At 55.3% G+C, this 12,714-nt stretch carries 11 protein-coding genes and 1 pseudogene; 8 read left to right on the forward strand and 4 right to left on the reverse strand.

The features are described 5' to 3' along the window. Positions 1-63 precede the first annotated feature (63 nt). Positions 64-1,211 (forward strand): IS3 family transposase gene (locus tag OGY07_RS09115; RefSeq protein ID WP_199957947.1). Its coding sequence is split into 2 segments (ribosomal slippage): positions 64-301 and positions 301-1,211, totalling 1,149 coding nucleotides; the frame shifts between segments, so codons are not numbered across the junction. 15 nt (positions 1,212-1,226) lie between these two features. Here OGY07_RS09115 and OGY07_RS09120 read toward each other — a convergent pair. Beyond that, a complete protein-coding gene (locus tag OGY07_RS09120) occupies positions 1,227-1,523 on the reverse strand; it encodes a recombinase family protein (protein WP_286600089.1) in 297 nt (98 codons plus the stop codon). 98 nt (positions 1,524-1,621) lie between these two features. On the opposite strand from OGY07_RS09120, the pseudogene OGY07_RS09125 reads away from it, so the two are divergent. Further along, positions 1,622-1,801 (forward strand): annotated as a pseudogene (locus tag OGY07_RS09125) (YkgJ family cysteine cluster protein); the annotation flags it as partial. On the opposite strand, the gene setB reads toward OGY07_RS09125, so the two are convergent. Then, on the reverse strand, positions 1,798-2,979 hold the full coding sequence (gene setB / locus OGY07_RS09130; RefSeq protein WP_042284537.1) for a sugar efflux transporter SetB: 1,182 nt from the start codon (positions 2,977-2,979) through the stop codon (positions 1,798-1,800). The pseudogene OGY07_RS09125 and the gene setB sit on opposite strands and share 4 nt — an antisense overlap. Positions 2,980-3,346: 367 nt before the next feature. Between setB and fruB the strand changes: the two genes are divergently transcribed. The 6 genes from fruB (at position 3,347) to OGY07_RS09160 (ending at position 10,603) form a co-directional block, all read left to right on the forward strand. Beyond that, the gene (fruB, locus tag OGY07_RS09135) at positions 3,347-4,477 is read left to right on the forward strand and encodes a fused PTS fructose transporter subunit IIA/HPr protein (RefSeq protein ID WP_286600091.1); all 1,131 of its coding nucleotides are present in this window, start codon (positions 3,347-3,349) and stop codon (positions 4,475-4,477) included. Further along, a complete protein-coding gene (fruK, locus tag OGY07_RS09140) occupies positions 4,477-5,415 on the forward strand; it encodes a 1-phosphofructokinase (protein ID WP_042284532.1) in 939 nt (312 codons plus the stop codon). Before fruB ends, fruK begins: the two co-directional genes overlap by 1 nt. Before the next feature lie 16 nt (positions 5,416-5,431). After that, positions 5,432-7,123 (forward strand): PTS fructose transporter subunit IIBC, encoded by a 1,692-nt coding sequence (fruA, locus tag OGY07_RS09145; protein WP_042284531.1) that lies wholly within the window; start codon positions 5,432-5,434, stop codon positions 7,121-7,123. Positions 7,124-7,405: 282 nt separating this feature from the next. Continuing rightward, positions 7,406-8,347 carry a pseudouridine kinase gene (locus OGY07_RS09150; protein WP_060569323.1) on the forward strand — a complete coding sequence of 314 codons (942 nt, stop codon included), beginning with the start codon at positions 7,406-7,408 and terminating at the stop codon, positions 8,345-8,347. Further along, positions 8,335-9,270: a pseudouridine-5'-phosphate glycosidase gene (locus OGY07_RS09155; RefSeq protein WP_286600095.1), complete on the forward strand. Its 936-nt coding sequence runs from the start codon at positions 8,335-8,337 to the stop codon at positions 9,268-9,270. The genes OGY07_RS09150 and OGY07_RS09155 overlap by 13 nt, the downstream gene beginning before the upstream one ends. 82 nt (positions 9,271-9,352) lie before the next feature. Beyond that, on the forward strand, positions 9,353-10,603 hold the full coding sequence (locus OGY07_RS09160) for a NupC/NupG family nucleoside CNT transporter (protein WP_060569321.1): 1,251 nt from the start codon (positions 9,353-9,355) through the stop codon (positions 10,601-10,603). Between the two features lie 60 nt (positions 10,604-10,663). Here the strand turns inward: OGY07_RS09160 and OGY07_RS09165 are convergent, their stop codons facing one another. Beyond that, the gene (locus tag OGY07_RS09165) at positions 10,664-11,755 is read right to left on the reverse strand and encodes a sugar kinase (protein WP_286600097.1); all 1,092 of its coding nucleotides are present in this window, start codon (positions 11,753-11,755) and stop codon (positions 10,664-10,666) included. Continuing rightward, on the reverse strand, positions 11,752-12,615 hold the full coding sequence (gene nfo, locus OGY07_RS09170; protein ID WP_286600099.1) for a deoxyribonuclease IV: 864 nt from the start codon (positions 12,613-12,615) through the stop codon (positions 11,752-11,754). The genes OGY07_RS09165 and nfo overlap by 4 nt, the downstream gene beginning before the upstream one ends. Positions 12,616-12,714 lie beyond the last annotated feature (99 nt).

Consider the following 12,714-nt stretch of genomic DNA (forward strand, 5'->3'; position numbering starts at 1 on the left):
TGAATCGCCACGGGTTTAACAGACACCCCAGAGTCATTTAAGATGACTTAAAGAGAGGTGCCCATGAGCGGTAAGCGTTATCCTGAAGAGTTTAAAATTGAAGCAGTCAAACAGGTTGTTGATCGTGGTCATTCTGTTTCCAGCGTTGCAACTCGTCTCGATATCACCACCCACAGCCTTTACGCCTGGATAAAGAAGTACGGTCCGGATTCTTCCACTAATAATGAACAGTCAGATGCTCAGGCCGAGATCCGCCGACTCCAGAAGGAGTTAAAGCGGGTTACTGACGAACGGGATATATTAAAAAAAGCCGCGGCGTACTTCGCAAAGCTGTCCGACTGAGGTACGCCTTTATCCGTGACAACAATCGTTGCTGGCCTGTCCGCCTGCTCTGCCAGGTGCTGGATGTGCATCCGAGTGGGTTTTACGCCTGGCTTAAGCAGCCACATTCACGACGGTATCATGCTGACCTGAAGCTGACGGGACATATTAAGCAGTTCTGGCTGGAGTCGGGCTGTGTTTATGGCTATCGCAAGATCTATCTCGATCTGCGGGATTCCGGGCAACAATGCGGTGTAAACAAAGTCTGGCGGTTGATGCAACGTGTGGGGATAAAGGCTCAGGTCGGATACCGAAGTCCACGGGCGCGTAAAGGTGAAGCCAGTATTGTGACGCCCAACAAGCTCCAGCGGCAGTTCAACCCGGAAGCACCGGATGAACGTTGGGTTACGGACATAACCTACATCCGAACCCACGAAGGCTGGTTGTATCTGGCCGTGGTGGTTGACCTGTTCTCCCGAAAAGTTATCGGCTGGTCAATGCAACCCCGAATGACAAAAGAGATTGTCCTGAACGCATTACTTATGGCGGTGTGGAGGCGTAATCCTCAAAAGCAGGTACTGGTTCACTCTGATCAGGGCAGTCAGTACACGAGCCATGAGTGGCAGTCGTTCCTGAAATCACACGGTCTGGAAGGCAGCATGAGCCGTCGCGGAAACTGCCACGACAATGCGGTTGCGGAAAGCTTTTTCCAGCTACTGAAGCGCGAACGGATTAAGAAAAAGATCTACGGAACTAGAGACGAAGCCAGAAGCGATATTTTTGATTACATCGAAATGTTTTATAACAGTAAGCGTCGGCATGGTTCGAGCGAGCAGATGCCACCAGTTGAATATGAAAACCTATATTATCAACGACTCAGAAGTGTCTAGGTTATCCGTGGCGATTCAGTCCAAAGCACTCCAGGCATCGTCACGGCTAATGCGGTCAAGGTTTTCTACAACTAACCATGATCCTTTAGGAACCTTTTTTCCTATCTGAGAGATGAATTCTGAAAGCTTACCTTCATAAGCATTTTTACCTTTGAAGGCAGACATGCCGAGATCGTGGTATGCGGTGCTATCCAGCTCAAGATCATAGCGTTCAGCAATCTTTGCAGCAGTATCTTGCTGACGTTCAAGTGAGTTTCCGTCACGTTGCTTAGCTGATGAAAAACGAACATATGAATACAGTTTAGGCTTCATTAATCGTACTTACCTTCGGGTAGCAAGTGAGTCATAGACTGATGCTCAGATGCTAACAGTAGACATACAAATTTTAAACAATGAATAATTGTACTTTTGGCAAGCCCGCCAATACGCCGTGCGTCCAGTTGGACGCGCGCCTGCGCTGCAAAATTTTTGGTTCGCCGCAGCGTCCTAAAGTTTGTGCCGGACTGCAACCGGACGCCGAAATGTGCGGACGCAGCCGCGAACAGGCGATGACGTACCTCATCGAACTGGAAGCGATGACCGCGCCTTAAACGTCTTTGATTCGTGCCAGACAGGCCATGGTGGCAATAATCATCACCAGCGCAAACCAGAACACCGCGTGGTAATTCCAGATCTCCGCGGCAATGCCCGCCAGCGAACCGGCGATGATCCAGCCCACGCGAATGGTATTGGTATATAAGGTGGTGGCGGAACCCGCCTGGCCCGGCATCAGATCCTGAAAATAGAGCATGCCGATACCGCCAAGAATGCCGATATAGATAGCGTTCAGCAATTGCAGACCCAACAACACCGCCGGGGAGTGGGCGACCAACATTCCCGCATAAAAGCAGAGGCCCGCCGCGACGGCGATGCACATCAGCAGCCGTTTACCCAGACGTTTCGCGAAGTAGCCCGCAATCAGCATAGTTGGGATTTCCAGCCCGGCAGCGGTTCCCATCATCACGCCAGCCAGCTTCTCCGGAAGATGTAACTCGTTGATAATAAACAGCGGCATATTAATGATATACAGGCTGTTAGTTCCCCACATCAACGTACAGATCGCGAAAAGCAGCAGGGTATCGCGACGGTTGCGGCGCGGCGCTTCCAGCGCGCCGGTCGCCAGCGTGGTCTCTTTACGCATAGAGGGCAAAAAGAACCACACCATCGCGCCGCAGACCACAAACGCCACTGCGGCGCTCAGGTACATTACCGTAAAGCTGAAGCCCATCGCCAGCGCATAAGCCAGCGGCGGACCAATCACCCAGGCCAGCGATACCTGGGCGCGTAGGATCGAGCTGAACATTACGGCTTCCCGCCCGGTACGGTCGGCGTGCTCGCGGGCCAGCGCAAACATCTGCGGGTTGGCTGTCGAGCCAAAGCTGCTCAGGAACACCCCGATAAACAGCAGAACAAAGTAGTTGCGGTTCCAGGCGAATAACACGCAGGCCAGCATCCCCAGCGCGCAGCAAAAAACAATCAGCGTTTTACGATCGCCCTTTTTATCTGAACGTCCCGCCAGAAACTGGCTTACCAGTATGCCGATCACGGCGCTGCCGGTAAAAAAGAAGCCGACCATACCCGGTCGCGCATGCACTTCATCGGTGAGAAAAAGGCTCAGCGTCGGGGTCTGAAGCGCGCCGGCAATGCCGGTAAGAAAGGCGACAATAAGGAAGGCCGTAGACGTCAGGTCAAACGTTTTTGGCGCGGCGGCAGCGGGACTGTTATGCATGTTTCAGTATCAATGAGGTGACGAGACGCGGAGTTTACGCCGCTTGTCAGAAAATAAACAGGTGCCTGAATCAAATTCGACACGAAAAATCAAAATGGCATTTCATTATGCAAAGCGGGTGCTGACGCTGCTGAACCTTAAACGAAACGCGGCCCGATTTGCTTCAGCAAGGCAAAAGCGATGGCGGAAAAATGTGCATTACATCTAAATTTTGCGATCAAAAATACAACTTTTCTTGCGTGCTGAAGCAGAAAGCGCAAGACTTCTTGAAACGTTTCAGCGCTGTCGTGTTTCACTCAACGAAGCCCGTTAGCGCCTTTTTTCTCATGTAAGCTGAATCGTTTCATTTCAGCAGGAGAGGAGAACCATGTTCCAGTTATCCGTTCAGGACATTCATCCGGGCGAACAGGCCGGAGATAAACAAGAGGCCATCCGCCAGGTTGCCGCCGCGTTAGTACAGGCGGGCAACGTGGCGGAAGGCTATGTTGACGGCATGCTCGCGCGCGAGCAACAGACGTCTACCTTTCTCGGCAACGGGATCGCTATTCCTCATGGCACGACCGACACGCGTGACCAGGTGCTGAAAACCGGCGTACAGGTTTTTCAGTTTCCGCAGGGCGTCACCTGGGGGGAAGGTCAGGTTGCCTATGTGGCAATCGGTATCGCCGCCAGCTCCGATGAACACCTCGGACTGCTGCGTCAGCTGACGCATGTCCTTAGTGATGATTCCGTTGCTGAACAGCTGAAATCCGCCACCACCGCAGAGGAACTGCGCGCGCTGCTGATGGGAGAAAAACAGAGCGAACAACTGAAGCTGGACAACGACACGCTGTCGCTTGATGTGGCGGCCCAATCTCTGGTTACGCTCCAGGCGCTGAACGCAGCGCGGCTGAAAGAAGCGGGCGCCGTGGACGCGGCGTTTGTCGCCAAAACCATCAACGAACTGCCGATGAACCTGGGACAAGGCGTCTGGCTGAGCGACAGCGCGGAAGGCAACCTGCGTAGCGCCGTTGCTGTCAGCCGTGCGGCGAAGGCCTTCGATGTTGGCGGCGAAAAAGCGTCGCTGCTGGTCACCGTTGCGATGGCTGACGATCAGCCGGTGTCCGTGCTGAAGCGTCTGGGCGATCTGCTGCTAGACAATAAAGCTGACCGACTGCTGAACGCGGATGCGGCGACAGTGCTGGCCTTGCTGACCAGCGATGAGGCATTGACTGAGGATCTGCTGAGCGCAGAGTTTGTCGTGCGCAACGAACACGGGCTGCATGCCCGTCCGGGGACCATGCTGGTCAATACGATTAAACAATTTAGCAGTGAAATTACCGTGGCAAATCTTGATGGAACCGGCAAACCGGCTAATGGACGCAGTTTGATGAAAGTGGTAGCGCTGGGCGTGAAAAAAGGACACCGTCTGCGCTTTACCGCGCAGGGGGCAGATGCTGAACAGGCGCTGAAGGCGATAGGCGATGCTATCGCTGCCGGTCTTGGGGAGGGCGCGTAATGAGCAGACGCGTTGCCACAATCACTCTTAACCCGGCTTATGATCTGGTGGGCTTCTGCCCAGAAATTGAGCGCGGCGAAGTCAATCTGGTGAAAACGACCGGCCTGCACGCGGCGGGCAAGGGCATCAACGTCGCCAAGGTGCTGAAAGACCTGGGCATTGATGTCACCGTAGGCGGTTTCCTCGGCAAAGACAACCAGGACGGTTTTCAGCAGTTGTTCAGCGAACTGGGCATTGCTAACCGTTTTCAGGTGGTGCAGGGGCGTACCCGTATCAACGTCAAGCTGACGGAAAAAGATGGCGAAGTCACCGACTTTAACTTCTCTGGTTTCGACGTGACCCCTGCCGACTGGGAGCGTTTTGTTAACGATTCCCTGAGCTGGCTCGGTCAGTTCGATATGGTTTGCGTCAGCGGAAGCCTGCCGGCCGGCGTTAGCCCGGAAGCCTTTACCGACTGGATGACCCGCCTGCGCAGCCAGTGTCCGTGCATTATCTTTGATAGTAGTCGTGAAGCGCTGGTCGCGGGCCTGAAAGCGGCGCCGTGGCTGGTTAAACCGAACCGTCGCGAACTGGAGATCTGGGCAGGCCGCAAGCTGCCAGAGATGAAAGATGTGATCGAAGCCGCCCACGCCCTGCGTGAGCAGGGCATCGCACACGTGGTGATCTCCCTCGGGGAAGAAGGCGCCCTGTGGGTGAACGCGTCGGGCGAATGGATCGCCAGACCGCCTTCGGTGGACGTTGTGAGCACCGTGGGCGCAGGCGATTCGATGGTTGGCGGCCTGATTTATGGCCTGCTGATGCGCGAATCCAGCGAGCATACGCTGCGCCTGGCGACCGCTGTCGCCGCGCTGGCGGTTAGCCAAAGCAATGTCGGCATTACCGATCGTCCTCAGTTGGCCGCAATGATGGCGCGCGTCGACTTACAACCGTTTAACTGACAGCAGGAGAGGCATAATGAAAACGCTGCTGATTATTGACGCTAACCTCGGGCAGGCTCGCGCGTATATGGCGAAAACCTTGCTTGGCGCGGCGGCACAAAAAGCACATCTGGAGATTATCGATAACCCAAACGATGCTGAGCTGGCTATCGTCCTGGGCGACCGTATCCCGGAAGACAGCGCGCTGAACGGCAAAAAAGTCTGGCTGGGCGACATTGCCCGGGCGGTGGCGCATCCTGAACTGTTCCTGAGCGAAGCGAAAGGTCACGCAAAACCCTATAGCGCGCCAACCGCAACGACGGTGGCGCCTGCAACCAGCGGGCCGAAGCGCGTGGTGGCGGTCACCGCCTGTCCGACGGGCGTCGCCCATACTTTTATGGCGGCAGAAGCGATTGAAACCGAAGCGAAAAAACGCGGCTGGTGGGTGAAGGTCGAAACCCGCGGTTCGGTTGGCGCAGGCAATGCCATCACGCCGGAAGAAGTGGCTGAAGCGGATCTGGTGATTGTTGCGGCAGATATCGAAGTGGATCTGGCGAAGTTTGCCGGTAAGCCGATGTACCGTACTTCTACCGGGCTGGCCCTGAAGAAAACGGCACAGGAGCTGGACAAAGCGGTAGCGGAAGCGACGCCGTATCAACCAACGGCCAAAACGCAGTCTGCGGCGGCGGAAGGGAAGAAAGAGAGTGCTGGCGCTTACCGTCATCTGCTGACGGGCGTTTCCTATATGTTGCCGATGGTGGTGGCTGGCGGGCTGTGTATCGCGCTCTCCTTTGCCTTTGGTATAGAAGCGTTCAAAGTAGAAGGCACGCTGGCGGCGGCGCTGATGCAGATTGGCGGCGGCTCGGCGTTCGCGCTGATGGTGCCGGTTCTGGCGGGCTATATTGCCTTCTCGATTGCTGACCGTCCGGGTCTGACGCCGGGCCTTATCGGCGGTATGCTGGCTGTCAGCACCGGTTCTGGCTTTATCGGCGGGATTATCGCCGGTTTCCTTGCCGGGTATGTGGCGAAGGGGATCAGCACCCGGCTGAAACTGCCGCAGAGTATGGAAGCGCTGAAGCCGATCCTGATTATTCCGTTGATCTCCAGCCTGGTGGTGGGCCTGGCGATGATTTACCTCATCGGCAAACCCGTAGCCGGTATCCTGGAAGGTCTGACCCACTGGCTGCAAACCATGGGTACCGCGAATGCGGTACTGTTGGGCGCGATCCTAGGCGGGATGATGTGTACCGATATGGGGGGGCCGGTCAACAAAGCGGCATACGCGTTCGGCGTGGGTCTGCTCAGTACGCAAACCTACGCGCCAATGGCAGCGATAATGGCGGCAGGCATGGTGCCACCGCTGGCGCTTGGGCTGGCTACGCTGGTTGCGCGTCGTAAGTTTGATAAAGCGCAGCAGGAAGGCGGCAAAGCGGCGCTGGTGCTCGGCCTGTGCTTTATCACCGAAGGGGCGATTCCGTTCGCCGCGCGTGATCCCATGCGCGTTCTGCCGTGCTGTATTGTTGGCGGTGCGCTGACCGGCGCGATCTCCATGGCCGTTGGCGCGAAGCTGATGGCGCCGCACGGCGGCCTGTTTGTGCTGCTGATCCCTGGCGCTATCAGCCCGGTGTTGGGATATCTGCTGGCGATTGTCGCCGGTACGCTGGTGGCGGGGCTGGCCTATGCGTTCCTGAAACGTCCGGAAGCCGAGATCGCCGCGAAAGCGGTATAAACCGAATTTCCTCAAGGGCAGAGAGATCTCTGCCCTTTTTTTATCTCTGTTTTGTGTTCTTCCTCTCAAGTTTTTCCTCCCTAATAAACTGTCACGATAAAAAATTGTGATTCTGTTCATATCTGTCACTTTTGGCGCTTGTCAGCCCGTTTACTTTCGACAAAAGAGGTTTACCATAAACACGTGTTTGAATATGAACATGTGCTCAAATAGTTTTTGCTAAGGCGAAGTCAGGTCTTATTCTCGCTATCGTAATGGTATTTTCTTACCAGAGGGCGTGCTATGCGCGAAAAGGAATACATAATCACCATTGGTTCCGCCAATATGGATGTCGCTGGATATTCGCATGCGTCATTAAATTATGCGGATTCGAATCCAGGGAAAATAAAATTCACGCCCGGCGGCGTAGGGCGCAATATCGCGCATAACCTTGCTTTATTGGGTAAGCACTCCTGGTTAATGACCGCGGTTGGCGAAGATTTTTACGGTCGCTCGCTGCTGGCGCAAACAAACCAGTCGGGTGTGCATGTCGACAAATGCTTGATCGTTCCCGGCGAAAATACGTCGAGTTATTTATCGCTGCTTGATAATACCGGTGAAATGCTGGTGGCGATAAATGACATGAGTATTACCGACCATATTTCCGCAGCGTTTCTTGCACAGCATCGTGATTTTATCCACGGCGCGAAGGTGATTGTCGCCGACTGCAATATCAGTGAAGACGCGCTGGCGTGGCTGTTGGATAACGCCGGTGGGGTGCCGGTGTTTGTCGACCCGGTCTCGGCGTGGAAATGCGTCAAAATTCGCGACCGCCTGTCCCGTATTCATACCCTTAAACCCAATCGTCTGGAAGCCGAAACCCTGAGCGGTATTGCGCTTGCCGGACGCGATGATGTGGAAAACGTGGCCGCCTGGTTCCACGCGCGCGGGCTGCATCGTCTGGTGCTGAGCATGGGTGGCGACGGGGTGTATTACAGCGAAAAACAGGGCGACAGCGGTTGGTCGCCACCGATTAAAACGCAGGTGATCAACGTCACCGGGGCAGGTGACGCCATGATGGCCGGACTTGCCGCCTGCTGGATGGAAGACATGCCATTAATGGATTCCATTCGATTTGCCCAGGGTTGTTCCGCTATGGCGCTGGCCAGTGAATATACCAATAACCCTGAATTATCCGTTGCGAACGTCAGAACTCTTGTGGAGAACACCGAATGTCTGAATTAACGATTTCCTCTGAATTATTACAAATTTCACCAGAAGTACAGGAAGCCTTAAATAACAAAAAACCTGTTGTTGCACTGGAGTCGACAATTATTTCTCACGGTATGCCTTTTCCACAAAATGCGCAAACCGCAATTGAGGTTGAAGAAACGATTCGTAAACACGGCGCCGTGCCGGCAACGATCGCCATTATTGGCGGCGTAATGAAAGTAGGGCTGAGCAAAGACGAAATCGAATTATTAGGTCGCGAAGGACATAACGTCACAAAAGTCAGCCGTCGCGATTTACCTTTTGTGGTCGCCGCCGGAAAACATGGCGCAACGACCGTCGCCTCTACCATGATTATTGCCGCACTGGCCGGTATTCATGTTTTTGCCACTGGTGGAATTGGCGGCGTTCATCGCGGAGCTGAGCATACGTTTGATATTTCCGCCGATTTACAGGAACTGGCGCATACCAATGTGACAGTCGTGTGCGCGGGCGCAAAATCTATTCTCGACCTCGGCTTGACCACTGAATATTTAGAAACCTTCGGCGTACCGTTAATTGGTTATCAGACTGCCGCGCTACCGGCGTTTTTCTGCCGCACCAGTCCGTTTGAGGTCAGCATTCGCCTCGACAGCGCGAAAGAGATAGCCCGCGCGATGGCGGTGAAGTGGCAAGCCGGTCTGAACGGCGGTCTGGTGGTCGCTAACCCGATTCCGCACGCGTATGCGATGGCGGAGGAAAAAATCAATGCCGCCATTGACCAGGCGGTCCGGGAAGCCGAAGAGCAGGGCGTAGTGGGCAAAGAAAGCACGCCGTTCCTGCTGGCGCGCGTGGCGGAGCTGACCGGAGGCGACAGCCTGAAGTCGAATATTCAGCTGGTGTTCAATAACGCCGTTCTGGCCTGTGAGATTGCTAAAGAGTATCAGCGTCTCGCCTGATCACACACGGGCAGGATGCGGTCGCCCGAAATAACCAAAACCTGGCTTCGCGCCGGGTTTCCTGGCATGAAGGGAAATCATTATGGACGTCATGAGAAGTCTCGTGGGTATGGCGGTACTGCTGGCGATCGCATACTTACTGTCAGTGAATAAAAAACGCATCAGTTTACGCACCGTGGGCGCAGCGCTGGTTTTGCAAATCGCCATTGGCGGTATCATGCTCTATTTTCCCCCCGGGAAATGGCTGGTGGAGCAGGCCGCGCTGGGTGTGCACAAGGTCATGTCTTACAGCGACGCGGGCAGCGCATTTATCTTTGGCTCTCTGGTTGGGCCAAAAATGGATGTGCTGTTTGACGGCGCAGGGTTTATTTTCGCCTTCCGCGTGCTGCCCGCCATTATCTTTGTCACCGCGCTGATCAGTCTGCTGTACTACATCGGCGTCATGGGCCTGCTGATCCGCATTCTGGGCGGTATTTTCCAGAAAGCGCTGAATATCAGCAAGATTGAGTCGTTTGTGGCGGTTACCACCATTTTCCTCGGGCAAAATGAGATCCCGGCGATTGTAAAGCCGTTTATCGATCGCCTTAACCGCAACGAACTGTTCACCGCAATCTGTAGCGGGATGGCCTCCATTGCCGGTTCGATGATGATTGGCTACGCCGGAATGGGCGTACCGATTGATTATCTGTTGGCGGCATCGTTAATGGCGATCCCCGGAGGGATCCTGTTCGCCCGTATTCTCAGTCCGGCAACGGAAGAATCCCGGGTTAGCTTTGAGAATCTTTCATTCACCGAGACGCCGCCCAAAAGTATTATTGAGGCCGCCGCCAGCGGCGCAATGACCGGACTGAAAATTGCCGCCGGGGTGGCGACGGTCGTGATGGCGTTTGTGGCGATAATCGCGCTGATTAACGGCATTATCGGCGGCATCAGCGGCTGGGCGGGCTTTGGTCCGGCAACGCTGGAGGGCATTTTCGGCTACATTCTTGCACCGCTGGCGTGGATTATGGGCGTTGACTGGAGCGATGCGACGCTGGCCGGCAGCCTGATCGGGCAGAAGCTGGCGATCAATGAGTTTGTCGCGTATCTGAACTTCTCGCCATATTTGCAGGCCGGGAGCACGCTGGATGTGAAAACCATCGCCATTATCTCTTTCGCGCTCTGCGGGTTTGCTAACTTTGGCTCGATTGGCGTGGTTGTCGGGGCGTTTTCGGCCATTTCTCCCCAGCGCGCGCCGGAGATTGCGCAGTTAGGTATGCGGGCGCTGGCGGCGGCCACGCTCTCTAACCTGATGAGCGCGACAATCGCCGGGTTCTTTATCGGACTGGCGTAGCGAACAGAGCCGGACAGCAACGCTTCGCGTCCTGTCCGGCCAGAAAGAAGCACCGCGCCATCAGGCGCTGTGCTCTAACAAATACGCGGCGTTATCGGCAGACAGGGTAGGGTTGTTGATGCTGACGCTGGCGCGCGAAAGCGCCGCACAGGCCATAGCAAACTGCGCGCTTTCGCGGAAATCGTTGCCTTCCAGGAAGCTGTAAATCAGCCCGGCCATAAAACCGTCGTCAGCGCCGAAGCTGTCGACGACCGTGTGCGCAGGCGGTGTGAGCAGGAACTGCTCGCCGTCTTTCTGGCTGCAAAATACCGACTCATCTTCCAGACAGACGAAAATCTGCTGAACGCCCTGTTGATGCAGCGCATTAACGGCGGCAATCCGATCCGCTTCGCTGTGAACAGGGTGGCCCCACAATATTTCCAGCTCTTTTTGCGTGGGTTTCAGCGTATGAATGCGCGTGAACCAGGTTTTCACTTTTGTGGCCTTAAACTCTGACACCGTATCGATAAACACCGGAATATCGTCGGCCACCGTAAAGACCCACTCAATGGCTTCCGGGGTCAGGTTGCAATCGGCAAGCACCACGCCGGAATGGCGGATTAAGTCGCGGGAACTGTTCAGCAACTGCGGCGTCAGCTGTTGCAGGATATGGGTATCGTTTATCGCCAGCACCGTCTCTTCCTGCTGGTTGGCAATGGAGAGATAGGTGGAGGTGTTATGCCCGTGCAACCGGATACAGCTGGAAATATTCACCCCAGCCTGGCGCGTTTGCTCCAGCAACGTTTCACCGTAAAAATCACTGCCGACGGCGGAAATCAGATGCACGTCGCGCCCTAACAGCGCGAGGTTATGGGCGATATTGCGCCCCACGCCGCCCGCGGAGCACTGGATGCTGCCGGGATTCGACGCCGCCTGGGGATAATGGATATCCGCCACGCCGCGAATATCCATGTTGATCGCCCCGACCACCACACAGTACGCCTGCTCGGTGAGGATATACCCTTTGCCTTTAATCACCCCTTTTCGCATTAAATCCATGATATGCGCGGCAACACGGGAGCGGCTGATCTGCAGGATATCCGCGATTTCATTTTGCTGAATCAGTGGATTGCGGCGCAGGATTTTAAGGATCTGTTTTTCCCTGTCGTTCATGACAACGCTTCCGCCTGTTCAGTTTGCTGCGCCTTTAGCCAGGCGATCTCCTCGGCCCAGATATCCGGGTTGATGGTTTCAAGGACCAGCGGGATGCCGTCAAAGCGCGGATCCTGCATGATCCAGCGGAACGCGTCGTGACCAATGTTGCCTTCCCCTAAGCTATGATGGCGGTCAACGCGGCTGCCGAAGGCGCTTTTTGCATCGTTAAGGTGCATGCCGCGCAAATAGCGAAAGCCGACGATTCGCTCAAATTCGGCGAAGGTTTTCTCGCACGCGTCTGCGGAACGTAAATCGTAGCCTGCCGCGAAAGCGTGACAGGTGTCGATGCATACCCCGACGCGTGACTTGTCTTCCACGCCATCGATAATCGCCGCGAGGTGTTCAAATTTAAACCCGAGGTTGCTGCCCTGACCGGCGGTATTTTCAATGACCGCGGTCACGCCATCGGTACGCGAGAGGGCGATGTTGATTGACTCGGCAATCTTTGCCAGACACGCCTCTTCCGCAATCTGCTGGAGATGGCTGCCCGGGTGGAAGTTCAGTAGCGACAACCCCAACTGCTCGCAGCGCTGCATTTCATCGAGAAACGCGTCGCGGGATTTTTCCAGCGCGTCGCTGACCGGGTGACCGAGATTAATCAGATAGCTGTCGTGCGGCAGAATTTGCGCGGAGGTGTAGTGGTACTTCTCGCAGGCGGCTTTGAAGTCATCAATGATTTGCGCGGTAAGCGGGGCGGCGCGCCACTGGCGCTGATTCTTGGTAAATAAAGCAAAGGCCGTCGCGTCGATTTCCGCGGCGCGAATCGCGGCGTTTGCCAGGCCGCCAGCCGCGCTGACGTGCGCTCCGATGTATTTCATAAGGGACTCCTGTTAACCCGCCTACGCAACCATGATAAAACGTGAAGGACGTTGCGTATCTGATAAAGACAATCTCCAATCATAACGGGTTAACAGGGG

This window comes from Citrobacter sp. Cs237 (assembly GCF_030332325.1).
Taxonomy (GTDB): Bacteria; Pseudomonadota; Gammaproteobacteria; order Enterobacterales; family Enterobacteriaceae; genus Citrobacter_A; species Citrobacter_A sedlakii.